The sequence below is a fragment of the Brevibacillus agri genome, from assembly GCF_004117055.1.
GTDB classification, from domain to species: domain Bacteria; phylum Bacillota; class Bacilli; order Brevibacillales; family Brevibacillaceae; genus Brevibacillus; species Brevibacillus agri.
This window is the reverse complement of the sequence record NZ_CP026363.1, coordinates 464,693-491,162: the sequence shown is the minus strand read 5'-3', so window position 1 is coordinate 491,162 and position 26,470 is coordinate 464,693. Positions and strand designations below refer to the sequence as shown.

The 26,470-nt window shown below is 52.8% G+C and carries 31 protein-coding genes, 1 tRNA gene and 1 other RNA gene; 27 read left to right on the top strand and 6 right to left on the bottom strand.

All coding sequences use genetic code 11. The annotated features are described in order from the left end of the window. Window positions 1-122: 122 nt before the first annotated feature. Window positions 123-983: a glucose PTS transporter transcription antiterminator GlcT gene (gene glcT / locus BA6348_RS02625; protein ID WP_005830572.1), complete on the bottom strand. Its 861-nt coding sequence runs from the start codon at window positions 981-983 to the stop codon at window positions 123-125. A 341-nt stretch (window positions 984-1,324) separates the two neighbouring features. Next, window positions 1,325-1,828 carry a ribonuclease H-like YkuK family protein gene (locus BA6348_RS02620; protein WP_206699257.1) on the bottom strand — a complete coding sequence of 168 codons (504 nt, stop codon included), beginning with the start codon at window positions 1,826-1,828 and terminating at the stop codon, window positions 1,325-1,327. Between the two features lie 297 nt (window positions 1,829-2,125). On the opposite strand from BA6348_RS02620, the gene tadA reads away from it, so the two are divergent. After that, window positions 2,126-2,605: a tRNA adenosine(34) deaminase TadA gene (gene tadA, locus BA6348_RS02615; protein ID WP_005830567.1), complete on the top strand. Its 480-nt coding sequence runs from the start codon at window positions 2,126-2,128 to the stop codon at window positions 2,603-2,605. A 63-nt stretch (window positions 2,606-2,668) separates the two neighbouring features. Here tadA and BA6348_RS02610 read toward each other — a convergent pair whose 3' ends face one another. Continuing rightward, window positions 2,669-3,388 carry a pseudouridine synthase gene (locus tag BA6348_RS02610; protein WP_005830564.1) on the bottom strand — a complete coding sequence of 240 codons (720 nt, stop codon included), beginning with the start codon at window positions 3,386-3,388 and terminating at the stop codon, window positions 2,669-2,671. A 160-nt stretch (window positions 3,389-3,548) separates the two neighbouring features. Here BA6348_RS02610 and BA6348_RS02605 point away from each other — a divergent pair. The 10 genes from BA6348_RS02605 (at window position 3,549) to BA6348_RS02550 (ending at window position 10,095) form a co-directional block, all read left to right on the top strand. After that, a tRNA-Ser gene (locus tag BA6348_RS02605) sits at window positions 3,549-3,637 on the top strand. Next, on the top strand, window positions 3,609-4,016 hold the full coding sequence (locus BA6348_RS02600) for a hypothetical protein (RefSeq protein ID WP_005830562.1): 408 nt from the start codon (window positions 3,609-3,611) through the stop codon (window positions 4,014-4,016). The genes BA6348_RS02605 and BA6348_RS02600 overlap by 29 nt, the downstream gene beginning before the upstream one ends. Before the next feature lie 668 nt (window positions 4,017-4,684). Continuing rightward, window positions 4,685-5,272: a sulfurtransferase TusA family protein gene (locus tag BA6348_RS02585; protein ID WP_005830558.1), complete on the top strand. Its 588-nt coding sequence runs from the start codon at window positions 4,685-4,687 to the stop codon at window positions 5,270-5,272. A 13-nt stretch (window positions 5,273-5,285) separates the two neighbouring features. Beyond that, entirely contained in the window at window positions 5,286-6,446 is a 1,161-nt protein-coding gene (locus tag BA6348_RS02580) for an MBL fold metallo-hydrolase (RefSeq protein WP_122952830.1), read from the top strand. Window positions 6,447-6,460: 14 nt separating this feature from the next. Beyond that, window positions 6,461-6,685, top strand: a complete 225-nt coding sequence (locus BA6348_RS02575) for a sulfurtransferase TusA family protein (protein ID WP_005830554.1) — start codon at window positions 6,461-6,463, stop codon at window positions 6,683-6,685. A gap of 324 nt (window positions 6,686-7,009) precedes the next feature. Then, window positions 7,010-7,798, top strand: coding sequence for a sulfite exporter TauE/SafE family protein (locus tag BA6348_RS02570; protein ID WP_005830550.1), 789 nt, complete (start codon window positions 7,010-7,012; stop codon window positions 7,796-7,798). 88 nt (window positions 7,799-7,886) lie between these two features. Further along, window positions 7,887-8,378, top strand: coding sequence for a DsrE/DsrF/DrsH-like family protein (locus BA6348_RS02565; RefSeq protein ID WP_005830548.1), 492 nt, complete (start codon window positions 7,887-7,889; stop codon window positions 8,376-8,378). A 110-nt stretch (window positions 8,379-8,488) separates the two neighbouring features. Continuing rightward, window positions 8,489-8,755: a metal-sensitive transcriptional regulator gene (locus tag BA6348_RS02560; RefSeq protein ID WP_005830547.1), complete on the top strand. Its 267-nt coding sequence runs from the start codon at window positions 8,489-8,491 to the stop codon at window positions 8,753-8,755. 21 nt (window positions 8,756-8,776) lie between these two features. Continuing rightward, on the top strand, window positions 8,777-9,166 hold the full coding sequence (locus BA6348_RS02555) for a rhodanese-like domain-containing protein (RefSeq protein ID WP_005830545.1): 390 nt from the start codon (window positions 8,777-8,779) through the stop codon (window positions 9,164-9,166). A 293-nt stretch (window positions 9,167-9,459) separates the two neighbouring features. Continuing rightward, complete coding sequence (locus tag BA6348_RS02550; protein ID WP_005830543.1) at window positions 9,460-10,095, top strand: NAD(P)-dependent oxidoreductase; 636 nt, start codon at window positions 9,460-9,462, stop codon at window positions 10,093-10,095. An 83-nt stretch (window positions 10,096-10,178) separates the two neighbouring features. Here the strand turns inward: BA6348_RS02550 and BA6348_RS02545 are convergent, their stop codons facing one another. After that, a complete protein-coding gene (locus BA6348_RS02545) occupies window positions 10,179-10,487 on the bottom strand; it encodes a DUF4870 domain-containing protein (RefSeq protein WP_005830541.1) in 309 nt (102 codons plus the stop codon). A 239-nt stretch (window positions 10,488-10,726) separates the two neighbouring features. On the opposite strand from BA6348_RS02545, the gene BA6348_RS02540 reads away from it, so the two are divergent. Next, window positions 10,727-11,314 carry a class I SAM-dependent methyltransferase gene (locus tag BA6348_RS02540; RefSeq protein WP_007776301.1) on the top strand — a complete coding sequence of 196 codons (588 nt, stop codon included), beginning with the start codon at window positions 10,727-10,729 and terminating at the stop codon, window positions 11,312-11,314. Between the two features lie 22 nt (window positions 11,315-11,336). Continuing rightward, a complete protein-coding gene (locus tag BA6348_RS02535) occupies window positions 11,337-11,993 on the top strand; it encodes a DedA family protein (RefSeq protein ID WP_122952829.1) in 657 nt (218 codons plus the stop codon). 51 nt (window positions 11,994-12,044) lie between these two features. Here the strand turns inward: BA6348_RS02535 and BA6348_RS02530 are convergent, their stop codons facing one another. Beyond that, entirely contained in the window at window positions 12,045-12,941 is an 897-nt protein-coding gene (locus tag BA6348_RS02530) for an EamA family transporter (protein WP_007776309.1), read from the bottom strand. Window positions 12,942-13,163: 222 nt separating this feature from the next. Between BA6348_RS02530 and BA6348_RS02525 the strand changes: the two genes are divergently transcribed. From BA6348_RS02525 to BA6348_RS02480, 10 genes are all read left to right on the top strand, one after another. Next, entirely contained in the window at window positions 13,164-14,936 is a 1,773-nt protein-coding gene (locus BA6348_RS02525; RefSeq protein ID WP_025848821.1) for an HD domain-containing phosphohydrolase, read from the top strand. A gap of 55 nt (window positions 14,937-14,991) precedes the next feature. Next, window positions 14,992-15,256, top strand: an RNA gene (gene ffs / locus BA6348_RS02520) — signal recognition particle sRNA large type. A 230-nt stretch (window positions 15,257-15,486) separates the two neighbouring features. Then, window positions 15,487-16,917, top strand: a complete 1,431-nt coding sequence (locus tag BA6348_RS02515) for a PAS domain-containing sensor histidine kinase (protein ID WP_122952828.1) — start codon at window positions 15,487-15,489, stop codon at window positions 16,915-16,917. A 129-nt stretch (window positions 16,918-17,046) separates the two neighbouring features. Further along, window positions 17,047-18,756: a DNA polymerase III subunit gamma/tau gene (dnaX, locus tag BA6348_RS02510; RefSeq protein WP_122952827.1), complete on the top strand. Its 1,710-nt coding sequence runs from the start codon at window positions 17,047-17,049 to the stop codon at window positions 18,754-18,756. Window positions 18,757-18,804: 48 nt separating this feature from the next. After that, window positions 18,805-19,116, top strand: a complete 312-nt coding sequence (locus BA6348_RS02505) for a YbaB/EbfC family nucleoid-associated protein (RefSeq protein ID WP_005830527.1) — start codon at window positions 18,805-18,807, stop codon at window positions 19,114-19,116. Between the two features lie 28 nt (window positions 19,117-19,144). Then, window positions 19,145-19,741 carry a recombination mediator RecR gene (gene recR / locus BA6348_RS02500; RefSeq protein WP_005830525.1) on the top strand — a complete coding sequence of 199 codons (597 nt, stop codon included), beginning with the start codon at window positions 19,145-19,147 and terminating at the stop codon, window positions 19,739-19,741. A gap of 64 nt (window positions 19,742-19,805) precedes the next feature. After that, entirely contained in the window at window positions 19,806-20,294 is a 489-nt protein-coding gene (locus BA6348_RS02495) for an SRPBCC family protein (protein ID WP_003843412.1), read from the top strand. A 59-nt stretch (window positions 20,295-20,353) separates the two neighbouring features. After that, on the top strand, window positions 20,354-21,328 hold the full coding sequence (locus BA6348_RS02490; RefSeq protein ID WP_005830521.1) for a CPBP family intramembrane glutamic endopeptidase: 975 nt from the start codon (window positions 20,354-20,356) through the stop codon (window positions 21,326-21,328). 15 nt (window positions 21,329-21,343) lie between these two features. Beyond that, complete coding sequence (locus BA6348_RS02485; protein WP_005830519.1) at window positions 21,344-21,574, top strand: DUF2508 family protein; 231 nt, start codon at window positions 21,344-21,346, stop codon at window positions 21,572-21,574. Between the two features lie 12 nt (window positions 21,575-21,586). Further along, window positions 21,587-21,856, top strand: coding sequence for a pro-sigmaK processing inhibitor BofA family protein (locus tag BA6348_RS02480; protein ID WP_005830517.1), 270 nt, complete (start codon window positions 21,587-21,589; stop codon window positions 21,854-21,856). Window positions 21,857-21,862: 6 nt separating this feature from the next. Here the strand turns inward: BA6348_RS02480 and BA6348_RS02475 are convergent, their stop codons facing one another. Further along, window positions 21,863-22,393: a hypothetical protein gene (locus BA6348_RS02475; protein WP_005830515.1), complete on the bottom strand. Its 531-nt coding sequence runs from the start codon at window positions 22,391-22,393 to the stop codon at window positions 21,863-21,865. 394 nt (window positions 22,394-22,787) lie between these two features. On the opposite strand from BA6348_RS02475, the gene BA6348_RS02470 reads away from it, so the two are divergent. The 4 genes from BA6348_RS02470 to tmk all read left to right on the top strand — a co-directional run bounded on the left by BA6348_RS02470 (window position 22,788) and on the right by tmk (window position 26,340). Continuing rightward, the gene (locus BA6348_RS02470) at window positions 22,788-23,804 is read left to right on the top strand and encodes a Rossmann-fold NAD(P)-binding domain-containing protein (RefSeq protein ID WP_242507438.1); all 1,017 of its coding nucleotides are present in this window, start codon (window positions 22,788-22,790) and stop codon (window positions 23,802-23,804) included. 59 nt (window positions 23,805-23,863) lie between these two features. Continuing rightward, window positions 23,864-24,046 (top strand): sigma factor G inhibitor Gin, encoded by a 183-nt coding sequence (locus tag BA6348_RS02465; protein WP_005830511.1) that lies wholly within the window; start codon window positions 23,864-23,866, stop codon window positions 24,044-24,046. A 131-nt stretch (window positions 24,047-24,177) separates the two neighbouring features. Continuing rightward, entirely contained in the window at window positions 24,178-25,650 is a 1,473-nt protein-coding gene (locus tag BA6348_RS02460) for an aminotransferase class I/II-fold pyridoxal phosphate-dependent enzyme (protein ID WP_026556973.1), read from the top strand. Between the two features lie 48 nt (window positions 25,651-25,698). Further along, window positions 25,699-26,340: a dTMP kinase gene (gene tmk / locus BA6348_RS02455; RefSeq protein WP_005830508.1), complete on the top strand. Its 642-nt coding sequence runs from the start codon at window positions 25,699-25,701 to the stop codon at window positions 26,338-26,340. The last annotated feature ends 130 nt before the right edge of the window (window positions 26,341-26,470 follow it).

Genomic DNA, 26,470 nt, shown 5'->3' with positions numbered 1-26,470 from the left:
AAAATAGGCATGAGACGGTCTGATCCATACGACGACATACTTACTATGTCCGTATGATCTCACCGCTCATGCCTAGTCGAACTAGTAACACGCAGGATTATCATCAATTTGAATTTGTGGGATTACGGTTGTTGCTGCAACAAGCGATAAACATGCAAGGCCATGTAGCCGACCTCGTCTTCCGGGACAGTGACCTCCAGCCGGTTGGAAATATAGGCAGCCAGCTCGGACGCCAGCTCGTAGGCTTCCGGAATCGTCGTTTTGACCCGGTCGAGAAGCGGGTTGTGAATGGTCTTTTGCTGGCGGATGCGCTCCACAGCAAAACGCAGATGGGTAATGAGCCGGACGTAGTCGACGGTGCTTCGTTCGATGGTTCTGTCTGTCCGCTGCTCGATCATGCTGACCAATTCGCTGATGACGTTCGTAAACTGTACCGCCTTTTTGACAGGCAAGTAACTGATCGCCGAGTGAATGTGCAAGGCGAGAAAACCGATTTCGCTATCTGGAATATCCAGATCGAATGCCTTTTTAATCATGTCCGCTGCCCGTTTTGCCAGCGTGTACTCTTTTGTGTAGAGCGTCTGGATTTCGAACAGGAACGGATTCACGATCTCCATGCCGTTGCGCAAGCGGTAAATCGCGAACTGGATATGGTCGGGCAGAGCGACGTGGACGTGTTCGTTGAGCTGCGGTGTAATTTCACTGGCGATGAGCGCGATAATTTCTTCCGCGATCCCTACCACAGCAGGATCGACCTGACTGAGTATGGTTTGGTACTGTTTTTGGTGGCTTTCATTTTCCAGCCTGAAGCGCTTCTCCACACGAGGGTCATGGGCGGGGATCGTGTTCCCAGGCTTTGCGCCAAAACCGATTCCTTTTCCGAACAGCACAATTTCCAGCTTGGTGCCGGGTTCTTCCACCAGTACGACGTTATGGTTCAACACACGCGTAATCGCATATGTTTTTTCCTGTTCACGGGACACGTAATTCCACCACCTTTAGACAAAAAAGAGCCGAAAAAACCTTTTTCAAGAAAAAGATCTTCTCGGCTCATGCCTGCATTACCAGTAACACGCCTTGTGAAAACGCTTCAATTAATGCTTATAATAGCTTACATGCCCGAGCGTTGTCAATCACCCTGTTTTATACAGGATGTGTACCAAAAAACAGTCTATGTATCCGGTTATGGACCTGGCAGAAGGATTTTCGCCTGCTTGTCCAGAAGTACGTGACCCGATGAGCGAAGAATCCAAACAAAGCGGGCGGATGCGTCCAACAGCAATCCGCCTGCACGCTTTGTTCAAGGAAGAATGGATGCTCTTCATTACTTCGTGAACTTGTCAGCAATCGTAGACGCACAGAAGGAGTTTGGTTTGATTTCCGCCCGGAAGTGGTTGGTTTCTGCTAGGCTCAGAAGCGACTGGATAAACTTACGGGTAGGGCCATTCCTGCCGATGTCAAAGTGCAAGCGGATGGGGGCATCGAGCTGATGATCGCGCAAATATTGCCGAACCTCCGTAGCCAGACCTACCGCGTACATGGCCTCTTGAAAAATCCGCTGCTGCAAGGATGAATAGCGCCGTTCCTGAAACTTGTGATAAAAGAAGGTCCCACCATGTCCGGGGCGAATCACCGTAATGACCAAGGCGAAAAACGTTCCGCGACTTTTCAACTGGGAATCGGCTCCCACAATAATCTCAAACGGTCCATTCATTGAAGAGAGAGTTTGTTCAATGTGGGAAAACACGTCTTCTTTCGCCAGTTGTCCTCTCGTCGGACTGTGAAAACGATCAAACAAAGTGCTTGCAGAGGTTAAGCCCACTCGCATCCCTCCAGATAGAGGCTATCTGTGAATTACAAACATCTTCCGTACATCATTAATGTATGTAATCTCGCAGAGAGTATGTGAGCAGGTATGGACAAAAACTTCGCGATGCCACAATTTGCCCGGATTGCTGCTGATTTATGCGGGGATTGGCTGGTCATGTGAAGCGTTCTTAGCGCTTCAAGTGATCGAATGCCATGCTGCCGGCAAGCGCATACAAGCGCACAATCGACCGGGAAAAGGCAGGCTGTTCTCTGACCGTAATTTGAAAATGTCTATAAAGGAGTTTTAACCATCGTGATGGAAGCAAACAAACACGAAGCATACATGCGAGCCGCCATGGAAGAGGCGCAAAAGGCGGCGGCGCTCGGCGAGGTGCCGATTGGCGCTGTCATCGTCCGCGACGGGGTAATTGTCGGGCGCGGCTACAATTTGCGGGAAACGCAAAAAGACCCTACGCTGCACGCGGAAATGATCGCGATCCGCGAGGCTAGCGAACGGCTGGGCGGCTGGCGGCTGATCGGCTGCACGCTGTACGTCACACTAGAGCCTTGTCCGATGTGCGCCGGGGCGATCGTGCAAAGCCGCATCGAGCAGGTAGTGTACGGAGCGGGCGATCCAAAGGCAGGGTGTGCCGGGACATTGATGAATCTACTGGCCGAGCCGCGCTTCAATCACCAGGTGCCTGTTTTGGCGGGCGTTTTGGCGGAGGAATGTGCCCAGATGCTCAAAGACTTTTTCCGCGGTTTGCGCAAAAAAAGACAGTCGGAAAAGTGCTGATCCGACTGTCGCGGGCGCCGTCCGGCTCGCTTGCAGGCAGCATGCCGGGCATCTGGCGCCTAATTATTTGTTTACGTTTTGCAGCAGGTGCAGCTCTTCCTCGGTCAGCTCGCGGTATTCACCGGGAGCGAGTGCCGGGTCGAGGTGGAGCGGGCCCATGCGGATGCGTTGGAGGTAGGTGACATGCAGACCGAAGGCGGCAAACATCCGTTTTACCTGGTGGAACTTTCCTTCCATAATCGTCACGCGTACCTCGGAAGTTTCTCCCGAAGACAAAATCTCCAGCTTTGCAGGCAGCGTGGTGAAATCCTCCAGTTCCACCCCTTTGGCGAACTCTTGTACATGCCGCTCTGTGACCGGGCCGTCGATGCGGGCAAAATACTCCTTGTCCACTTTCTTTTTCGGGGACAGCAGGCTGTGTGAAAGCTGGCCGTCGTTGGTCAAAAGCAGCAGCCCTTCTGTGTCGATGTCCAGCCTGCCTACCGGGTGCACCTTGACCGCCCATTCATAAGGAAGCAGGTCGACTACGGTTTGATGCACATTGTCTTCGGTCGCGGAAACTACCCCAGGGGGTTTGTTTAACAGGACGTAAACCCAGCGCTTGAAGTTGAGCGGCTCCCCGTCTACGGTGATATCCTGCTCTTCGGCAATGACGTGCATGCCCGGATCGGTCGCGACCACGCCGTCCACGACGACCAGTCCTTGCTTCACCAGCGCCTTCACTTCCTTGCGTGTGCCGAACGCCATATTCGCCAGCACCTTGTCCAAACGTTCTCGTTTCATGTATGTTCCTCGCTTTTCTTCTGGTCAAAAATCCCCATACTAGGTGTTGTTATTAGTTTGGCCTAATGCGGCGAGCAAATCAAGGGGAAGCACAGAAGTTAGCTCTTGCACTTTTTTCTCGGATTTGCTATAGTTAGTGATGTTTCTGACAAACAAATATGGAGAGATACCCAAGTGGTCATAAGGGGACGCACTCGAAATGCGTTAGGCGTCGTGAGGCGTGCGTGGGTTCGAATCCCACTCTCTCCGCTTACAAAGTGGCTCAACGGATAAATCCGTTGGGTCATTTTTTGTTGGAGTAGAGCGCTCCCGGAGAAACAAGCAAGCGCGAATATGTGAAAATACGTTGTGGATCTCACCGACAGAAGAAAGAATCCCGGTTCGTGAAATAGTTGAAATCTATGAACAAAAAGAGAAAATGGGGGAATTGTCTTCTCCTTCTCATGGCGGGAATTTAAGTCGTATCCGCTTCATAGTAGAGACGATAAATTACTTTGAAAAACGCTATGCGAAGCCATATCAAGAGGTCGTAAGCGAAAAAGGAAATCCGGATGACTCCGAGGATTGGATTTGGGCGAGGGAAGGAAAGGAATGGAAATCCCTTCTTAAAGAGATTGGTGATTTATGATCGGCAACCCTGCCACAAATTTGGAGGTTTTGAAAAAGACTTTTGGACATGCGATACAATTTATACATGACACGGACGGCACAGGCATGCGAAGCTCGATATTCGCCCAACGAGCAACCATTGTCTTTTCCGACAACTCCAGATTATATGTAACGGAAAAGCTTAATAAACAGCATCAAACCCGATTCCCTAATTATTATTACAATGACTTGTTCTCCATTGTCGAGGGCATATTTTTGTTTTACTTATTGCCGAACAAATCCAGCATCAAATGAATGTCAAAAGGACAGTGAACGAAAGCTGTCTTTTTTGTTTCCTCACCTCCTGCAAAAATAAGGCCCACACCATCCCGCCTCATGCGTCCGCACATACGTTCACGCAAACTGTTTGTCTACCACGTACACATCCGTTTCCTCCGCAGACAAATCAACAAAATGCCGGAATGGACGGATTCGTGACAGCCGCCAGCAACAGCCCGCCAGCCGTCACCTGTCACCCTTGCACCGGACAACACCCCCTTGCCAAAAACAAAGCGAATCCCTGTTGACAAAGAAAACCTCTGCACATATTATAATACCCATAGGGGTATATGTATAAAACAGACGCTGTAAACCGAAACCTGTCTTTCAACCAAAAACCCCATTCAAAACGCAAGGAGGAAACACAGCATGTCTGCACAAGCACGACCGAATTTTTCTGTCGATAAGGTTTTGGACTGCAAAGGGCTGGCTTGCCCGATGCCTGTCGTCCGCACCAAAAAAGCGATGGAACAAATCGCTCCAGGCCAGGTCATTGAGGTGCAAGCTACTGACAAAGGTTCGCTCGCTGACATGAAGGGCTGGGCAAACAATACCGGGCACCACTATTTAGGTTCGATCCAGGAGGGTGATGTTATGAGGCATTTTCTCAGAAAAGCCAGTCCCCAGGAGACGAAGGCAGAGACGAAATACCCGCACACGATCACGAACGAAGAGCTGCAAGCCAGGCTGCAATCCCCGGAACCGTTTCTGCTGATAGACGTGCGTGAACCTGCCGAATACGCGTTCCAACGGATTCCTGCGGCCAAATCAATACCCCTAGGGGTATTGGAGCAGCATCTCGATGAGCTGCCGACGGACCGCGACATGTTTGTCATCTGCCGTTCTGGCAACCGCAGCGATCTGGCGTGCCAGTTGCTTGCGGGCAAAGGCTTTTCCCGTGTCAAAAACGTCGTTCCGGGCATGGCTGGTTGGGGTGGCCCGGTAGAAAACCAGTGAGGGGGAGATTGGCATGAGCAACCTGCAACACCAACAAACAAAAGTGAAAAAAATGACCGCGCACGAATTGACCCGGCTGCTTTTTGCGCAGGAGGAGCTATTCATTCTCGACGTGCGCAACAGAGAGGATTATGAAAACTGGCGCATCGAAGGCCACCGGGTCGAGAGCGTCAATGCCCCGTATTTCGAGCTGATGGACGGAGTGGAAGAGATCGTCGGCAAGCTCCCGGTGAATCAAAAAATACTCGTGGTCTGCGCCAAGGAAGGCTCGTCCGTTTTCGTGGCGGAGCAACTGGCGGAAGCGGGACTGGACGACGTGTACTACCTGCAAGGCGGGATGAAGGAGTGGAGCGAGCATCTGGAGCCTGTCAAAGTGGGCGACTTGCGCGATGGCGGGGAGATTTATCAATTTGTCCGCATCGGAAAAGGGTGCCTGTCCTACATGATCGTCTCAGGCCAGGAAGCAGCCATTGTCGATTCCGTGCGCATGACAGGCGTCTATGAAGCGTTTGCCAAAGAGCGCAACCTGACCATTACCCATACGATTGACACGCATTTGCACGCCGACCATATATCAGGCGGCAGGAAGCTGGCGGAAAGCGCAGGCGCTACGTACTGGCTCCCGGAAAAAGACGCGGAGGAAGTCACGTTTGCATACGAAAAGCTGGAGGAAGGCAAGGTCATCCAGGTTGGTACGACCAGCATCTCGATTTTGCCGATCTATTCCCCGGGACATACAATCGGCAGCACGTCCTTGCTTGTAGACGACACGTACTTTCTCACAGGCGACATTTTGTTCGTGGCATCAATCGGGCGGCCCGATTTGGCTGGCAAAGCGCAAGATTGGGTAGGAGACCTGCGCGACACCTTGTATAATCGTTATCAAGAGCTGTCCAAAGAGCTGCTGGTTTTGCCCGCTCATTTTGGCAGCTATGTCGAGCTGGGGCCGGATGGAGTCGTATCAGCGCGCTTGGGCGATTTGTACCGAGACAATCCAGGCTTGAACATTGCGAATGAAGCCGAGTTCCGGCGCGTCGTTACCGAGCAGTTGCCGCCGCAGCCTAACGCCTATCAGGAAATCCGTCAAGTCAACATGGGCAGATTGCAGCCGGACGAAGAAGAGCAGCGCGAGATGGAAACGGGGCCGAATCGTTGCGCCGTTCACGATAAATAAGGGGGAAAACAGACATGGCAGATATCGTTGTAGATACAAAAGGTCTCGCTTGCCCAATGCCGATTGTGAGAGCGAAAAAGGCGCTCGATACGCTGAAGCCGGGGCAAACCATGGAAGTGCTTTCGACGGACAAAGGATCGCTCCAGGACTTTACCGCATGGGTGAAGCAGACCAATAACGAGCTGGTGGCTCATGAAGTAGAGAACGGGGTGTACAAGTTTTTGGTGAAAAAGCTGTAAGCGAAAAGACTAAGCGGGCACGCGCAAGAAGTGTTCGCTTAGTCCTTATTTTCATAGACAATGCGAACGCCGAGGTGAGGGTAGACTTCCTCGCGAAAATGGCCGTTGGGGCAAATTTTTTCGCAAAGCAGGTTGTTGCGCTGGGAGCGCAGCGGTTCTTTGCAAGTGGGGCAGCGATGCTGAAAAATGGTTTTTAAATAACGGACCATTTATATCACCTTAATCACAGTTATTTACTTGGTTTTATTTTACCTGACGAGTGAGCATTTGAAAAGTGGCTAGGGCATTCCCGTGTCATTTTTGCGTGGAATGCGGGGAGGACTTATGGACATCTTGCTGTTTTTACTCATGATTACTCTTGGCTTTGTCGGTTCCTTTTTCTCCGGGATGCTGGGGATTGGCGGAGCGATCATCAACTATCCATTGCTTCTGTTCGTTCCGGCAGGGCTTGGACTCGCTCATTTCTCCGCGCAGGAGGTATCGTCCATCTCGATGTTCCAGGTGTTTTTCGCGTCCCTGTCCGGGGTTATTGCTTTTCGCAAGCGCAACGGCAAAGGCTCGCCTCTGGTGCACAAAGGACTTGTCAGAGACATGGGAATCAGCATTTTGGTCGGAAGCCTCCTGGGCGGCCTGACTTCCAAGTACATGTCAGGCGACAGTATCAACCTGGTGTACGGGATTTTGGCTGTCGTCGCCGTCATTTTGATGCTGAAAAAGAACAAGGGGACGCAGGAACAAGCGGATGAGATCGAATACAATCGCGCCGTAGCGATTCCGGCAGCCTTCGTCGTGGGAATTGTCTCCGGAATTGTGGGAGCGGGCGGCGCCTTCATCCTCATTCCGATCATGCTGACGGTTCTCAAGATTCCTACACGCGTCACCATCGCTTCGTCACTGGCTATCGTATTCATTTCTGCCATCGGTGGTGTCGCAGGCAAGCTGTACGCGGGGCACATCCCGTTGCTTCCGGTGTTGTTCACGGTCATTGGCAGCATCCTCGGAGCGCCGCTTGGCAGTATGGTCAGCGCCAATATGGACGTCAAATATTTGCGCTATGGCTTGATCGTGCTGATTGCTGCGACGGCCATCAAGGTTTGGAGCGATATTTTGTAACGCGAAGAAGAGGTCTTTCTTTTTAAGGAAGCTTCTTTTTGTCCGCTTGAATACCTATAGGAGTAATAGTATAAGGGAGGGTTCTGCAATGATGGAAAACCAAAACCAGAAAGAAAAAACGACGATTGTTCTGTTCAGCGGCGATTTGGACAAAGCGATCGCAGCGTTTATCATCGCAAACGGGGCAGCCGCCTACGACCACGACGTGACGATTTTCTTTACCTTCTGGGGCTTGAACACGATGCGCAAGAACGAGATCGTCAAGGTCAAAAAGGGCTTTTTGGAGAAAATGTTTGGCTGGATGATGCCGAGAGGGGCGAAGAAGCTGGGGCTGTCCAAAATGAATATGCTCGGGATGGGCCCGGAAATGATTAAGCATGTCATGAAAAAGCACAACGCCCTGACGCTGCCCCAGCTCATTGAGCTTGCACAGGAGCAAGGAGTCAAGCTGGTCGCCTGCACGATGACGATGGACCTGTTGGGGTTGAAGCAGGAGGAGCTGATCGACGGGATGGAGTACGCGGGCGTGGCAGCCTACCTGGGCGATGCGACACAGGCAAAAGTCAATCTGTTTATTTGAACGGACAATTCGAAGGGACAAAGCATGCGCGCTCGCTTGACAAAGCCTGCTTTTCGCATAAGATACCTGTATATGTATCCGCGATCCTAAAAACAGGAGGAGGACTTCACATGGATTACAACTACGGTGACGATATCAAAAGACGTTTGCGCAAAATTGAAGGACAAATCCGCGGCGTGTTGAAAATGATGGACGAGCAGAAAAGCTGCAAGGAAGTAGTCGCTCAGTTGTCTGCAGTCCGCAACGCGTCTGACAAGGCCATCGCGCAGATCGTAGCAGAGAATTTGCAGCGCTGTCTGCTGGAGGAGCAGGCGAACGGCGGCGACACGAGCAAGATGGTAAAAGAAGCGGTTGAGCTTTTGGTGAAAAGTCGCTAATTCATTAGGAAGGATGTTCACATGGACTTCACGACGATTTTGCTTATTATCGCGTATGCTTTGACAACCTGGTATTTGATCTCCCGCTTCATGCCCGTCAAAGGGCTGGAAAATTTGCGGGCAGAGCAATTCAAGGAACGGGTAAACCAAAAAAGCAGAGTAATGCTGATTGATGTGCGCGAGCCGCATGAATTTAAAAACGGGCATATCCCTACGGCTGTTAATATTCCCCTCTCCCAGTTGAACAACAGAGTGAAGGAGATTTCTCCGAAAAACGACATTCTCCTCTACTGCCGCAGCGGGCTGCGCAGCAAGCAGGCGGCAAAAATTTTGAAGAAACACGGCTTTACGCAAATGGCGCACCTCCAGGGCGGGCTGATTACCTGGCAGGGGCCGACAAAACAAAAGTGACGCTACGAATCAGGGCATCTGCCGCATCCGGGCAAAAAGTGAGGCTGTAAGCAACATTCAGCAGCCGCATTTCCGGGTAAGGCAGATGCTTTTACATACAGGCGTACAGGCGGGAAAAAACAGTATTGACAGATGATTTTGTTGTAACTAAAATGATTACAACAAGACAAGCAAGTCCAGGCCGCAAATTTTTTTGTGCATGCTGTAACTGTTTTAGTTACAACAAAAAGCGGCCAATCGCTTATATTCGCACGCATGACCACTCATTCTATTTCAATGGAGGGAACAAAACGATGAAAATTGCAATTGTAGGCGCAAGCGGTAAAGCTGGTAAGCTGATTATGAAGGAAGCATTGGATCGCGGGCATGAAGTAACGGCGATCGTCCGTGACGCGTCCAAAATCGACGAGCCAAAAGCAGCCGTTGTGGAAAAAGATATTTTCGCGCTGACAGCAGCAGACTTGAAGGACTTTGACGCAGTGGTGAACGCGTTCGGCGCTCCTGCTGGCAAAGAACATCTGCATGTCGAGGCTGGCAATGTTTTGATCGAAGCGATGAAGGGCGCTCCGGCGACTCGCTTGCTCGTAGTTGGCGGCGCAGGCAGCTTGTTCGTCGACGAAGCGAAAACGACGCGCGTGATGGAAGCGCCTGATTTTCCAGAGGCGTACCTGGCGACTGCGCAAAATCAGGGAGAGAACCTTCGCATCCTGCAAGCAACGGAAGGGATTCAATGGACCTTCATCAGTCCTTCCGCCTTCTTCGATCCTGAGGGCGAGCGAACAGGCACGTACCAGCTCGGAAAAGACCACCTGCTGGTCAACAGCAGCGGACAAAGCTATGTGAGCTACGCGGACTACGCGATTGCGGTACTCGATGAAATCGAAAATCCGCAGCATCTGAACCAACGTTTCACAGTCGGTTCCAAATAATAAAAGACAAGCAGGCAGCACAGCAAAAAGACCAGCGACCCTAAGACGGGCGCTGGCATTTTTGCGTTTGACACGGACTAGGCTTACCCCACGATCGAACCGATGACCGGGTAACGGAACGGTCGGCCTTGCAACGAATAGATGATCCCTTTGATCGGGTAGTAAATCGCCATCAAGCCAAACACGATCAAAAACGGAATCCCGATCAGCACGAAGGAGAGAACCCAGGAAATGCTGATGAGAATACTCATGAACAGATGGAACAGCAAGGCTTGGAGAGCCATATTTTTCGCGTCGCGTTCTTGCATGAGCACCCAGACGACGATGGGCACCAGAAACGGTGCGAAAAATGCGCTGGCGTGAGTGATTGCTTTTACCCCTCTATAATCCATGGAATAGTCCTCCTCGTCTTGTGTGACGAATGATCTTGTTGACCTTATTGTAACGCACATGTCGATCCGATCGTAACCATCAAAAGCGTGATCTGTAACTCCGACCCCAGACGGAGGCGTTTTGATTTCCAAACGTTTACTGTTATAGTATTAAGAAAATCTTTCGTTTTTGGAAAGATAATTCTAAATGTTTTCTGGATATGATGAGAGGTAAGGAAACGACGAAGGGAGCGTCTTACATGATGATCGATTGTCATCATCCGGTTAGCATCAAGGACCGGCTGATGTTTTTCTATAATTTTTTACAGTCACCCGGGCAAGTAGGTAGCATTACGCCTAGCTCCCGAGCGTTGGCAAAGCAGATGATGAAGCCGATTGACTGGAGCCAGGCCCATACGATTGCAGAGCTGGGCGCGGGTACAGGGATTTTTACTACCTGGATCGAGCAGATGAAGCGGCCGGAGGCGACACTGGTTTCCTTTGAAAAAGAAAACAAAATGCGCGAAAAGCTAGAGCAGCAATTCCCCAACGTGCTTTTTCATGAAGATGCGGTCGATCTGACCCGCGTGCTGGGTGAAGCCGGTTTGGGCAAGGCTGACTGTATTGTGTCGGGGCTGCCGTTTGCCAACTTCCCGCAGGAGCTGCGCGATCAAATTATGGATGAAGTATATGCTGCGTTGAAGCCGGGCGGGGTATTTGTCACCTTTCAATATTCGCTCCAGATGAAAAAGCAACTGTCCAGCGTGTTTGAAAACATGACTGTGAAGCTCGTTCCGCTCAATCTGCCGCCGGCATTTGTCTACGTCTGCCGCAAAGGGCACGAGTAGCAGCCGGATAGGAGGACAAGCGATGATTGTGGAGATGCTGACCGAATCGGTTGGTCAGTTTGGCTATTTTGCCCTTTTTTTCATGTTATGGCTAGGGATTGTCGGAATGCCGATTCCGGATGAAGTGATTGTGCTGTCGGCGGGCGTATTGACCTCGCTCGGAATCTTGAATGTGTTTCCGGCTTTTGTAGCGACCTATCTGGGGGTTGTCTCCGGTCTGTCGCTCGGATACGTGCTGGGGAGATGGCTCGGCGCTCCGGCGCTGAACTGGATCGGCAAGAAAAAAGGGATGCACAAGTACGTGGACCGGGCGCAGGCGCTGCTGGACCGTTACGGCAGCTACGCCTTGTGCATCAGCTACTTTTTGCCTGTCGTCCGGCATGTGGTGCCGTATTTGGTGGGCATCGGAAAAATGACGTTCCGCCGTTACGCCCTGTTTTCCTACACGACGGGACTTGTCTGGACGCTGGTTTTGTTTTTCGCCGGCAACCTGCTGGGCAACAACGTCGAGCATCTCAACGCATTTGTGGGCATGTTCAATCAAACGATGATCGTGGCAGCGGCAGGTCTGCTTATTTTGGCTGCCATCAGCTATTACGGATATTCGCTATGGAAAAGACAAAGGAGCCAGGCTCCAGGTGCGGCCTCGCTGACGGTAAAACGCGAAGGAACCGAATAAAGAAACCCATCCCGCGCAGATTTTTCTGCACAGGATGGGTTTTTTGCGTATTCAGCGGAGGGAGGAACTGCGCTGTTTTTGCCTTTGGCGCTGGCGCAGCCACTCCGGGAGCACGATTCCGAGCAGGATGACGGCGACGCCTGCCACCTGCAGCGCCGATACGGACTCATGCAGGATGATGTACGAAGAAAATACTGCCATAGGCAGCTCGGCCGCACCGAGGATCGCAGCCATCCCCGGTCCGGTATGCGGAATGCCGAAGTTGAAGCAGACTGTCGGAATGAAGATGCCGAAAAGGGCCAGTAAAAATACGTACGGAAACAATCCGTCCAAAAGCGAGCCGTTCCAGAGAAACACAGGCGTGTAGACGAGCGCCGCCAGCAAAAACGACCCGGTAGACATGCTCGCGCTGCGCACCCACGGATTGACGCTGACCGCAGCTTTGCCGCTGAACAGCAAAAACAGCGTGTAGGAGACGCCAGAAAGCAGTCCGAGCACCACACCCATGATGTGAAATTGGGCGATTCCGCCTGTTTCCCATACTCCGCCGGCAAGCAATGTTCCGAACAGCAGCAGGACAAGCGAAAACAGCGTGGGCTTATCCGGAATCCGCTTGGTCAAAATCGCCTCGGCCAGCACTCCCATCCAGGTGAACTGAAACAGCAGGACTATCGCAATCGAGGCCGGAATGAAGCGCAAGGCATTGTAGTACAAAATGCCCGTGGAGCCGACAGCCAAGCCGACGCCGACCAGAAGCAGCAGTTGTTTTTTTCCCGGTTTTGTCCGCAGGAAAAAGAGAGCGGGTATCCAGGTGAGGACGAAGCCGAAGAACATCTGGCCGCCGATGACTTCTGCCGGGGAATACCCTTGACCGTAGGCAAGCTTGACGATTGTCGACAAAATGCCGTAGCTGCATGCCCCCAGAAAAACAAGAAAAATATATCGCATGGGATGGATCTCCTTACTATTAGACAGTAATTCTTAGCTAGGATAATATGCATGAGACAGCTTTGTCTATTTGTGTGAAGAAAAGAAGCCAAATCTGGTAAATTAAAGGTTTACGTTTCGTGCTAACGCGGTAATAGGGATAAGGACACAAAATAAGCATACCCAACAGCAGAAGGTATAGCTTTGTGAGCGCGATCAACCAGAAGAAAAAGGGGGAGGCTTGTGTTATTGAAGTTGAAAGACCGATTATTTGCAACCTTTTTATTGCTGAGCCTGTTCCCCATCCTGCTCATCTGTTTTCTCTTCTACAAGGAAGCCCAGAAGGCAGTTTTTGAGCAATACGAAACGAGCATCGGGGGGCATCTCGATTCTGTTGACAGGCGGCTGAACACGATTTTTCAGACGATCCAACACGACACGAATCAGTTGGCAAACGATCCGGTCTTGCGAATGTCAATACCCAAGTCTCAGGAGAATCGACTGGAGGACCCTCTCGCCGCAAGCGATCGGGAAGCTCAACGAAGCAAGGTACGGGATGCCTTCGAAAATTTTACATACTTTCGCAATCTGATCCGCAACGTACATTTTGTGCGCGATGATAAGCAAGTCATTTCCTTGCAGCCGGAGGATGGCTGGGAGGAGAAGCGACAGCCGTCGGAGTTGAAAAAAGAGGCGTGGGGGACCGGAGAGAGCCAGATTTGGCTGCTCAGCCGCACAGATGAACAAGGGAACCCGAAATCGCTGTTTGTTTCGCAGCGCGTGGAAGGCCACAGCGAAGAGGTGTCAGGACTCTTGTTCGTTGAGATCAAGCTAGACGAGCTGGCCAGTTGGGTGAACAACAGCCCGATCGCCAAGTACAACAACCTGATGGTGCTGATGCCTTCCGGGAAAATATTGGTTCACCCGGATATGGAGCTGATCGGGAAAAACGTTTCCGTAGCGCCCGAGTACGGAAGCCTGAGCAAGCACTTGCTCGAATCCGAGGAGAAAAAAGTGTTTGCTGTCCACCTTCGCAACGAGAGTGTGTACGCGTACCATCAGACGTCGCCAACGAGCGGGATCACCTATGTGGAATGGCTGCCCGACCAGGATATCGCCAATCGGCTGGAACGGATGAAATTCATTTTGTGGTTCACGATCTGTCTCGTGGTCATCTTCTCCGGTTATGTGGCCCACCGCATTTCCCGCTGGATTAGCAAGCCGATCTACACGCTGGTTGACGCAACCGATGCTTTGTTAAAGGGCGACTTTTCCATACGCGTACCGATTGAAGGCATGCGCGAGATCACGTTTTTGGAAAAGAAGTTCAACATGATGGCGGCCCAGATACAGTCGCTGATCGAACGGGAGCGGGAATACTCCCAAAAAGGGCTCGATCAGATTGTCCGCAGCTTTTACTTGGCGGTGGAGATGAAGGACCCTTATACAGCCGGGCACACAGAGAGGGTGACCCAGTACGCACTCATTATTTACGATCAAATGCTGGACAAGGAGCAGCTTGGATTTACCCGTGATGATTTGCGCTATGCCGGTCTGATGCACGATATTGGCAAAGTGGCGATTCCCGATCACGTGCTGCTGAAAACGGGCAAGCTCACCTACGAGGAATACGAATTTATGAAGCGGCATCCGTCGATTGGGGCCGATATCGTGGAGCAGATAGAGAGCCTGGCTCATGTCAGTCCGGGCATCAGGCACCATCATGAGCGCTGGGACGGAAAAGGCTATCCGTACCAGTTGAAGGGAGAAAATATTCCCCTGATCGGCCGAATACTGGCAGTCGCCGATACGTTTGATGCCATGACCTCCACCCGTTCCTACCGCAATGCCATGTCGGGAAAAGAGGCGTACGAGGAAATCATGCGCTGCAAAGGAACCCAGTTTGATCCGGAGATCGTCGCCATTTTTCAAAGGGCGTATTTGAGCGGCGCCATTCAGGTGCCACAGCCGACCGAAAACAGTGACAGTATTGTCAAGGAAAAAGCCGCTACCTAGTATTGGATGGCTTTTCACCTTGCTATCGGCTCGTATCTTTGGTATTCTAATCGTACCGTGCTAGACGGGGAGGTTGCGGTGCCCTGTAACCTGCAATCCGCAATAGCAGGGTTGAATTCCTATCCTAGGTTTTCTTATGTGAGGCTGCCTTATGGCGGCGGTGTTGAGGAGCGGGTCCTGTGCAACGCGAACCCATGAACCTGGTCAGGTCCGGAAGGAAGCAGCCATAAGTGGATCATCGCGTGTGCCGCAGGGTAGCCTGCTCTGAGCTGCTACCATGAGTAACGCTTGGATAAGAATTATCGAAGATAGGTGCACGGTACCTATACGAACGTTCAATAGCATGTTTCCTGCGGGAAGCATGCTATTTTTATTTGCCGATCCATATATTTTTTGTTGGAATTTGACGATAACTAGCGAAACATTTCTCTGGAGAGGTTTGCCTTGGAGGGCAGGTGTTGAGCTTTTTTTCACGAAGTTTCATAATAGTTGAGAAATGACGTGGGTTTCTTTGCTCATGAAGTACGTCATAGGCCAGGAGGGACAAGCTGTGAGTGCACCTTTTTCGTTACATCTCGTTGGCTCGTCCGGACGATTGCAGCGGTTCATGCATCAACTGCCTACTGCCGTTTTATTGGTGAATCAATCGGGTAGTATCGTGGAAGTAAACGAACAACTGCTTCGTGTTACCGGATATTCACGCGATCAGCTTATCAAGCAACCCGTAGCGACCATCCTCCCTTATCAGGGCTCCATGGAGCAGATGTACGAGGAGCTTTTGCAAAGAGAAGAGGAGAGGGGAGCGAATGTGGAAGTAGAATGGCGTGACAAACAGGGGAAAAGCAGGAAAACGCCTGTGATGATACTGGTTCAGCAAGCAGAGAATCCCTTGTACTTGGTTCATTTTTACCAATTGGCTAAAGAAACCGATCAGGTCTTGTCTCAGCGGCTCATGACCAAGCTGACCTACGATACGAGCATAGGGCTGTTTATTCTCGATGAGCGTTCGCGCATTGTCGAGGCCAGTCAGACAGCCTGCAAGCTTTTGGGCATGGAGCGGCTCAATGTCATCAACAAGCACGTGGATGAAGTATTCAGCGGGATTCCGGAGCCGCATCGGCTGATTAAAAAAGAGCTTCTGGAAGGCGTGAAGCTGCAAAACGTCGCGACGTCCTGGACGAATGACAATCAGCGCTATGAGCTGATCGTCGACGCCAATACGCTGCAGGACGAGTCGGGCAAAACGGTCGGAGCTTTTATCCTGTTTAAAGACATTACCAACCTGCGTTCTTTTGAGCAAAAAATCGAGCGGAACGAGCGGTTGGCGATGATCGGGCAGATTGCCGCTGGCACGGCCCATGAAATTCGCAATCCGCTGACCTCCATCAAAGGGTTTTTGCAGATGTTTCTCAAGTCTTTTACCGACAGCGGCATGGATCGGGAAAAGACTTATACGGAAATTATGCTGACGGAAATCAATCGGATCAATTCGCTGGTCAGCGAGTTTTTGCTCCTGAGCAAGCCGCGTGATATTCAATATGCCATGGTCGACCTCAATACGGTTTTTGATGAAATCATGCCGATTGTCGAATCGCAGGCACTCCTGTACGGAATCGAAGTTCGGTTCACCTCTCGCGGCAAGCTTCCGATGGTAGTGGGCGATACCGAGCTGCTGAAGCAAGTATTCATCAACATATGCAAAAACGGAATCGAAGCGATGGGCGAGCAGGGAACTTTGCAAATTTCCCATCATCTCGACCAGGACGGAGACAAGATGAGCATCGACATCCACGATACAGGGCCGGGTATTCCGCTCTACATTATCGACAAGATTTTCGATCCGTTTTTTACGACAAAAGAAGAAGGGACAGGGCTTGGCTTGTCTGTCTGTCAAAAAATCATCCACGACATCGGCGGCCAGATTCGCGTGTCGTCCAAAGGGTACGGGACGACCTTCCACATCATGCTGCCGTATCTGTAAAGGTCCAGTCTCGACAAAAGCGTCCCGCACACTTGTGAACGGGGCGTTTTCTTTGTATGAACGGTACCAATCGTGTATAATGAATAGGATATGGAAGAGGACTGTGCAGATGGGGAGTGTCACACGAACATGGCTTATACCGCGCTATACCGCGTATACCGGCCGCAGACGTTTCAGGATGTAGTCGGACAAGAACATGTGACGATAACCTTGCGTAATGCTTTACGCGAAAATAGGCTTTCTCATGCTTATTTGTTCAACGGTCCCCGAGGTACGGGAAAGACAAGTGCGGCCAAAATTATGGCCAAGGCAGTGAACTGCGAGCAGCCGATTGATGGCGAGCCGTGCAATCAATGTGAGACATGCAAAGCGATTTCCAATGGTTCGGTAACTGATGTGCTGGAGATCGACGCCGCCTCCAACCGCGGGGTCGAGGAAATCCGGGACATTCGCGATAAGGTGAAGTTTGCTCCGAGCGACGTCAAGTACAAGGTGTACATCATTGACGAGGTGCATATGCTGACGACAGAGGCATTCAACGCCCTGTTGAAAACGCTGGAGGAGCCGCCTTCCCACGTCATCTTTATTTTGGCCACGACAGAGCCGCACAAGCTGCCGGCGACGATTATCTCCCGTTGCCAGCGCTTCGATTTTCACCGGATTCCGTTAAAGGTGATGGTCAATCTGCTGCAGCGGATTTGTCAGTCGCAAGGAGTGCAGGTCGAAGAACAGGCCTTGCAGCTCGTGGCGAAGATGGCGGAGGGCGGGGCGCGTGACGCGCTGAGCTTGCTGGACCAGGCGATCAGCTACAGCAAGGATCAGGTGCGCGCCAGCGATATCATGCAGATCACGGGTACGGTGGCCCAATCGTATTTTTCCGTCCTCGCGAGATATATTGCCCAAAACGATGTCGCGCAGGTGATGGAACAATTCGATCGGGTAATGGTGCAAGGAAAAGACCCGGAGCAGTTCTTGCACGATTTTCTCTACTATTACCGCGACATGCTGTTGCTGAAAACAGCGCCGCAACTGGAGGAGATTGTGGAGCGAACCATGATCGACGACCAGTTCCAGGAGGTTGCCAAGCTGTATTCTTTGCCAGCCCTGTATGCGACGATCGAGACGTGCAACCAGGCGCTGTCCCAGTTGAAATGGTCGACGTATGCGCGGGTGCTGGTGGAGCTGACACTGGTGAAGCTGTGCCAGCCAAACGCCCAGGTAGCGGTGGCGACAAGCGGAACGGCGCCAGCGGTCGGCAACGAGGAACTGACCGCTATGGCGATACGGCTCAGTACTTTGGAGCAGCGGCTGAATCAGGTGCTGCAAGGCCAAGTCAGCTTGCCCGGCCAGCAAAAGTCCGAGGAGCCGCGCAAAAGCGAGCCGAGACGCGTGGTAGCAGCCGCAGGCGGCGGTTCGCGAACACCGCTCAATCGCGTCAGGGAAGTAGCCAAGGCGCTGGATGAGAATTTGACCAGACAGGTTCGGGGGCAGTGGAGCCAGATTTTAACCGAGCTGAAAAAGATCAAAATCCAGTATCAGGCGTGGCTGGTCAACGGTCAGCCTGTAGCCGCCGGGAACGATGCGGTGATCGTCACTTTTTCCAGCGCGATCCATTGTGATAAAACCATGGAGCCTGAACTGAAGGGCGTCGTGGAGCGAGTCATGTCTACTGTGCTGGGAAGGCCGTTGCAACTGTTGTCCGTCATGGAGGAAGAATGGCAAGGCATCGACCAGCAGGCGGCAGCGCAAAAAGACGGCCCGGCCACAGAGCAGGAAGATCCGTTTCTGGCAGAAGCGATCAAGCTTGTAGGGGAAGGACTCATAGAAGTAAAAGACTAGCCAGTCAAAACAATCGACAATCATAGGGAGGATACCTGAATGAAAAACATGCAGCAAATGCAACAGATGATGAAGCAAGTGAAGAAAATGCAGGAAGAAATGCAAAAAACGCAGGAAGCGCTGAAAGACAAAATCGTCGAAGGCTCTGCGGGCGGCGGCGCGGTAATCGTCAAAGCCGATGGACACAAGCAAGTCAGAGACATCGTCATCAAGCCGGAAGTCGTTGATCCGGAAGATGTGGAAATGCTGCAAGACCTGGTGCTGACAGCCGTGAATGACGCGCTGCGCAAAGCGGATGAAATGATGGGCAAAGAAATGGGCAAATTCACCGGAGGCATGAACATCCCGGGCCTGTTCTAAAATCGGGCAGGAAAAGAGGTTATTCGCGATGTTCTATCCAGAGCCGGTCTCCAAGCTGATCGAAGGCTTTATGAAACTGCCCGGCATCGGTCCCAAAACCGCTGGGCGGCTTGCTTTTTTTGTGCTGAACATGAAAGAAGACGACGTGCTTGATCTGGCAAAGGCGTTGGTCAACGCCAAGCGCCAGCTTCACTATTGCTCGGTCTGCAACAACATTACTGATCTTGATCCGTGCCACATTTGCCGGGACAAACGCAGAGATGGCTCGATCATTTGCGTCGTCCAGGAACCGCGCGATGTCGTGGCGATGGAAAAGACGAAAGAGTTCGAGGGCTACTATCACGTGCTGCACGGCGCGATTTCTCCGATGGACGGCATCGGGCCGGAGGACATCCGCATTCCTGATCTGCTGAAGCGACTCGGCGACGAACAGGTGAAGGAAGTGATCCTCGCCACCAATCCGAACATCGAAGGCGAAGCCACGGCGATGTACATATCGCGGCTCATCAAGCCGTTCGGAATCCGCGTGACGCGAATCGCGCACGGATTGCCGGTGGGTGGAGACCTGGAATACGCGGACGAGGTTACCTTGAGCAAAGCGTTGGAAGGCAGGCGCGATCTATAAGAGTGAAAAAGAAGACGGGGGAACTGCCTGTCTTTTTTTCGTTTAGGCGACAAGGAGGGGCACGATGCCTGTTATTCGCATGGAGTTTACGATTCAGGCGCCGCAGCAGATTTGCTTTGATGCGGCGCGCAGCATTGACTTGCACATGGAGTCTACCGCCAGTACGCGGGAAAAGGCGATCGGCGGGGTCACCAGCGGATTAATCAACCTGGGCGAGACGGTTACGTGGGAAGCGGTCCATTTTGGAATCAAGCAGCATTTGACTGCCAAGATTACGGAAATGGAAGCGCCCCGTTATTTTGTCGATGAAATGGTCTCCGGCGCGTTCAAGCGTTTCCACCACACGCATGAGTTCGTGCCGCTGGGCGAGAACGAAACGAAAATGCTGGACACTTTTGACTATTCCTCTCCTTTTGGCATCTTGGGAAAGCTGTTTGACTGGCTGGTGCTTGAGGCGTACATGACCCGTTTTTTGCGCACGCGAAACGAGTACATCAAGCAGGCAGCCGAAGCAAAGGCCCGGGCTTTGCAGCAGGAAAGCAAGAAATCGTGAGAAGACGGCGGACTTTTTTTCGTGGACGAGACATAGAGTTGAAGTAGGAGCGTGAGGAAATGCTGACAGGACCAGGACCGTCGCTTGCGAGTTGGGCTGGGCGACAAAAGTCCACGCCGTGGGCGATCATGCTGTTTATCGGGTATTGGCTGATGTTTGCGGCCGAGTTTTCCATGATTCGCTTTCGTCTCGGAGAGGACGGCAAGTGGATTGCTTCTACGGCAGACCAACCACAGGCATGGGTAGGGCTGCTTGTTTTTGGGGTCGCGGTGCTTAGCGTCATCGCAGCCGTCGGCTTCATTTACGGCCTCGCGCGTGAAAGCAGGCAGACCTTGTGGCTATGGGGAAATCGCGAGCTGACAGGCAACGACGTGGTGCACATCGTGGCGTGGATGCACGTGTTTCAGACGGCGGTGCTGATCTTGTACGGTTTCGTGCTGGAAGACTCGCTATTTGCTGTCGGAACGGTTGCGGGCACATTGGAGTCGGCTGTCTTTCAATTGTTTCTGCTCATCCTGATTCCGCTGTGGTTTCGCGGACGGCTAGGGGAAATCGGGGTGTGCCGACCCGTTCGGATCAAGCAAATGCTCGTCTTGCTGCTGGTGCTGTTCCTGCTGATTGTGCTTTTGCTGGACGTGCTGGTGACCAATCCGATAGCCGACTGGCTTGGGCTGTCGCTGTCTTCGGAGCGAGAGCAGCAGATTGAAAAGGAGATTGTTTCGGCGAAGGATACCGATTTGCTGGCGGCGCTGGCATCGCTTGCGGTCATAGGGATCATGGTGCCGATCGCAGAGGAAATTTTGTTTCGCGGTGTGATTCAGACTTATCTGGTTCGGCGCGTAGGAGCAGTGGCAGGCATTGTGCTCAGTAGCTTCTGGTTTGCTCTTTTGCACATTGACGTGGCATTGTTTGCGCCGCTGTTTGTCATCGGGCTTTTGCTGGGCTTTGTCCGGCACCGCTACCAGTCGATCTGGGGAGCTGTGCTGCTGCACGCGGTGAACAACATGACGGGGGTTTTGTATTACTTTAACTAAAGGAGGGTCTGCAGGTTGAGCAGGTGGGGCAAAAAAGAGCGGGTTGTCATTGACTGGGATGCCGAAAGTCTGGATGTAGCCGTGAATCAGGCCCGTGAGGATTGGCAGCATGCCCGCCATCTCGTCGAGGTCAGCGAGCCGGATGGCGGTTTGGAGGATGTCATCTACTATTTGCACGTAACGGAAAAGCGGTATATGTACTTGCTGGCACAGGCAAAACGCGAGCGGCATCGCAAGCACGCGTAGGAGGGGGCAATCATGGCTACGGGGTGGATCATCGCTCTGATTATTGTCGGGATTTTGCTTTTGACAGCGGCAAGCAAGTCTGTGACTACGCCGATCAGGTGGATCGGCTTTGGAGTCATGCAGGTTGTCATTGGCGCCATTTTGTTGTTTTTCACCAATCTGGTTGGCGAGTTGGCCAGCTTCCACATTCCGATCAACCCGGTCACCGCGCTGGTCGCCGGATTTCTCCGCCTGCCAGGACTCGCCGCCCTGATCGTCATCAAACTGTGGATTATGTCCTGACGATTTTTAACCATCTGTTTTCAAAAAGGCAATGCCGCGGTTCTCGTATTTGACCCGGCTTTCGCTGGGTTGGCGAAAAGAAGCGAGCAGGGCAATCAAGCGAGGCAACGCCACGATCACGACACCGCCGAGCAAAGTAAGCCCGTAGTCGGCCGAAAGCCAGACGTACGCTCCGGCCGCAATGAAGACGCTGCCGAACAGCACCGTGCACTCGCTGGCCCGATAAACGGACAGCGGCACGGGAAGCAGGTACCCGGCCCCCCACCATGGAGAGACGAGCATGTCGGCGGTTGTCCGTGGCTTTTGCGAGCGCAGGCGAGCGTAGAGCCGAAAAATGAACAGGTGGCAGATCGGCACAACGGGCAGGATCGCCAGCGTGACGACGAGCGAGGCGACAGGCACCTGCAACAGCATGGAGCTGCCGATCAGGGACAGGCCGATCAGCACGAGCTGAAGCAAATACCCGATCAGCCCCCAGCGAAAACGGTAGAGCAGCTTGTAGCTGTAAATCGTATGTTGGTGGGCATGTCCCTTCATAAAAAGTCACTTCCTTTGCGGTCTGGTTGTCGAGACTGGCATGTATGTACGACAGCGATCACGCTGTTGCTGTTCTTTTCCCCATTATCGCACAGTCGCAAATCTTGAGAAAGCCAGTACCTGATGCTGACAAGCCGTTGGTCCTTTGCCGGACTGGCGGCTTTTTTGTACAGATAAGTGCAACTATGGCTGCGCCAAGCCATTGGCGCAGCCAAGTTTTCTAACCGTTTGCGGCCTGGAAAACAGTACGCTTCCGGCAGGCAAACGAAGCCGCTGATGTGATGGGCAAGCGGTTTATGGGTACGCTAAAAAGGAATGAATTGGGATCGGCCGTGATTGGGCACGAAAGATGCGGCGAAACATGCCGCCAAGCCAGAGGGGAGGAGGAGGACATTTGCGCCATCAGCGTATGAAGTTATGGGTCGCTGCTGAGCAAACCTTACACAAGTGGGGCGAGTCGCTAAAAGAATGTGGAATTGATCTGCTCGTCGCGCAAAAAGAGGAACCCGCCGAAGAGGTGGACGGGCTTTTGCTGACGAGGCTGGGCGATTACAGCCGCCTGCAGGAGCTCGGCGGAAACAGCTTGCGCCAGGAAAAAAGCCCCGTTTTGCTGCTTGTATTTGGAGACGAAGCGCCGTATGGCTGGGCTGATGAGCTGGCGGCAGCGTGCGAGGCCAGCCAAAAGCCGTATGAAGTGGTGCGGATGAGCCTGTGGTCAGGAAAGGAACGGGTGCTGCTCGGGGGCGGTCCGGTCGGACAACAGATGCGCCGCCTCTGTCGGCTGCTCGCTGACCACGGCAAATTGTCCATGGTATGCGGACGGCGGGAGGTAGATGAAGCGATTCGCCAGCTCCCCCGCTATTTGGCGTGGAAGGAACGATTTTATTGGGAGATGGGCGAGGCGTGTGACGACAACGGCGTATCGCTCAAGCAGGTGTCCCGGGCGTTGGGGCTGGACACGCGAGTCGGGCAAGGCTGGTTAGACCCCGTGCACCAGGATCATTCGCTTGTCTGCGCGTGGCTCGTGCGGGAATGCCAACATGTCCTGCAAAAAACGAAAATCGAGCGAATCGCGCTGATTGGCCCGGCAGACTTGTGGAACAAAATGCCCCAAGGCTGGCTTGCCGATAAGGCGGTCGCTGTGTACACGGGGACGGACGAGCCATTTCCGAACGAGGCACGTCCGGGGTGGGTCCGTTGCGATTCCTGGAAGGCCGCTGTGCAGGAAGCCGATTTGCTTGTGATCGGTGACGGGCTGGAGGTGGTCGCCGAGCTGTCCTTGCAAGAGCTGGCCCACACGATGCGACAATCGCTGGTCGTTGATGCAGCCTCCTGTTTTCCTGCCCAAGAAGCCCAGCTCTTTTGCAAAGGTTACCGAGCTGTCGGCGAAAAGACGAACGTTTGGGAATGATGCCGATTATAATGGGGTATAATGGTTGGTAGATTGAGGAAAAGGGCAGGCGTTTTACTATGGAAAAAGTTGCTCAGCGATGTATCGTCTGTGAACAGGAGCAAAATGACGGAATCGCCATTTGCGAGCAGTTTATTTGCCAGAAATGCGAACAGGAAATGGTAAATACCGACGTCCAGGACGAAAAGTATCCGTTTTTTATCCACCAGATGAGACGTATTTGGCTGCGAAAAGATGCGTGACGGAAAAAGGCATCGGCATTCCCGGTGTCTTTTTTCGTTTGCCAAAAAGCTTGGCAAAATTCCGTTATTCCCTTGTCAAATCATGCTAAAATAATGGGTAATTCATTCATGACAAAGGACGTGAGTCGCGCGTGCTTACGAGAGATGCTGAATTTCGGGAGCGGCAAAAGCGTGCGCCCCTGTATGAACATCTGGAACGGCACGCGAGGCATCGCCCGCATCCGTTTCATGTGCCAGGACACAAGATGGGCCACAGCTTTGACAGCCACGCCAAGCAGCGGTTTCAATCCATACTGGAGCTGGATTTGACAGAAATCACCGGAACCGATGACCTGCACCAGCCCCAGGGCGTGATTGCAGAAGCCCAGGCGTTGGCTGCGGAGGCTTTTTCAGCCGAAGAGACGAGATTTTTGATTGGCGGCAGTACAGTCGGAAACATCGCCCTCATCATGACGGTATGCCGGCCTGGAGATAAAATTTTGGTACAACGCAACTGCCATAAATCTGTTTTTCACGGAATCATCCTGGCGCGGGCGACGCCTGTATTTTTGGTGCCGGCCGTAGATTTGGCAACAGGCGTGGCTGCGGGAGTCAGACGCGAGGATGTGGAGCGTGCCCTGCAAGCACACCCGGATGCCAAGGCTGTTTTTTTGACGAATCCAACCTACTACGGGATGGGGATCGACTTGGCAAAAATGGCGGCAATCGTGCATCGGCACGACATTCCGCTGTTGATCGACGAAGCGCATGGAGCGCACTTTGGCTTCCATCCGGCTTTTCCTCTCTCGGCGATGCAGTCGGGGGCGGATGCGGCCGTGCAGTCCACGCATAAAATGGCTTCGGCCATGACGATGTCCTCCATGCTGCATTTGCAGGGCGAACGAATAGACCGGGAACGGCTGTATCGGCAGCTTGCCATGCTACAGTCTTCCAGCCCGTCGTATGTTTTGATGGCTTCGCTCGACCTGGCCAGACGCCATCTGGCGTTGGAGGCTCACGAGGAATGGGAGCGGCTGCTGCCGCTTTTGGACAAGCTGCAGGAGCGAACAGCCCAGATGGAGTGGCTGGAGTGGCCGCAGCCGTGCGCAAGCCGGGTGTACACGACATTTGATCCGTTGAAGCTGTTTTTGCATTTGCGAACCGGACAGATGAGCGGGTTTGCCCTGCAGGAATTGATGGAAAGGCACGGACTTTTTCCCGAGCTGGCCGACGAGTCGCACGTGCTGTTGGCCGCGTCAGCGGGAACCTCTCTGCGGGATCTGGAGGCGCTCCTTCGCTTGCTGGAATCCATCTCGCCGGAGGTAGAGCTGGAAGAGGAGCGGATTTTGCTGCATGGCGTAGTCTCCTCGCATTACTTGCGCAAGCAGGCTGTGCCGATGCACGAGGCTGTCGACCGTCCGCGGGAGACGATTCCGCTGGAGCGGGCGTTGGGACGGGTAGTTGCGGAGATGGTCATCCCTTATCCGCCAGGCATTCCGGTGTTGGTGCCGGGAGAGCGCATGGACGAGGAAGGCTTGGCGATGCTTGCCGAGCTGCGGAGGGGACATACCCGTTTTCACGGGGTACAGGATGATCGGCTGCAAACGATTCAAGTATTGCGTTAATTTATAGCTGGCAAGCATGCGGCCTGTGACAGCAGGTACGGAAGGAGTATGGAAGTGACAACAGGACAAAAAGGCCGATTTTTTACAATCGAAGGCGGAGAAGGAGCGGGGAAATCGACCGTGATCGCCAAGCTGTACGAGGAGCTGAGCGCGCGCGGAGTGGACGTGCTGTTGACGCGCGAGCCGGGCGGTATTGATATTGCGGAGAAAATCAGGGAAATCATCCTCAATCCGGCGCATACACAGATGGACGAGCGGACGGAAGCGCTGCTGTACGCTGCGGCGAGACGCCAACATTTGGCGGAAAAAGTGCTGCCGGCTCTGGCGGCTGGCAAGCTCGTGCTGTGCGACCGTTTCATCGACAGCAGCCTTGCTTACCAAGGCCATGCGCGGGGACTTGGCATTGATGCGGTGTACGAGATCAACCGCTTTGCCGTCGGGGATTGCATGCCGGAGCTGACGCTGTTTTTTGACGTGAAGCCCGAGACGGGGCTTGCGCGGATCAACAAAGCGCGCGGCCGGGAGGTCAATCGCCTCGATCTGGAAGACATCCGCTTTCACCATCTGGTCAGGGAAGGGTACCGACTGGTGATGGAAAGAGAGCCGGAGCGCTTTGTCGTCATTGATGCCGAGCAACCGATGGAGCAGGTGTACGAGTCGGCACTGCGCGCATTGCTTGCCAGATTGTAAGGTTCGCAGTACCGTATGTACAGGTACATACTGTATAATATGTTTAGGCGAAATATCGTACCAAGCCTACGTGTTTTTCATACAATGAAGCAAACCATGCGGGATTGATTCTTGCGGAAAGGGTGATAGC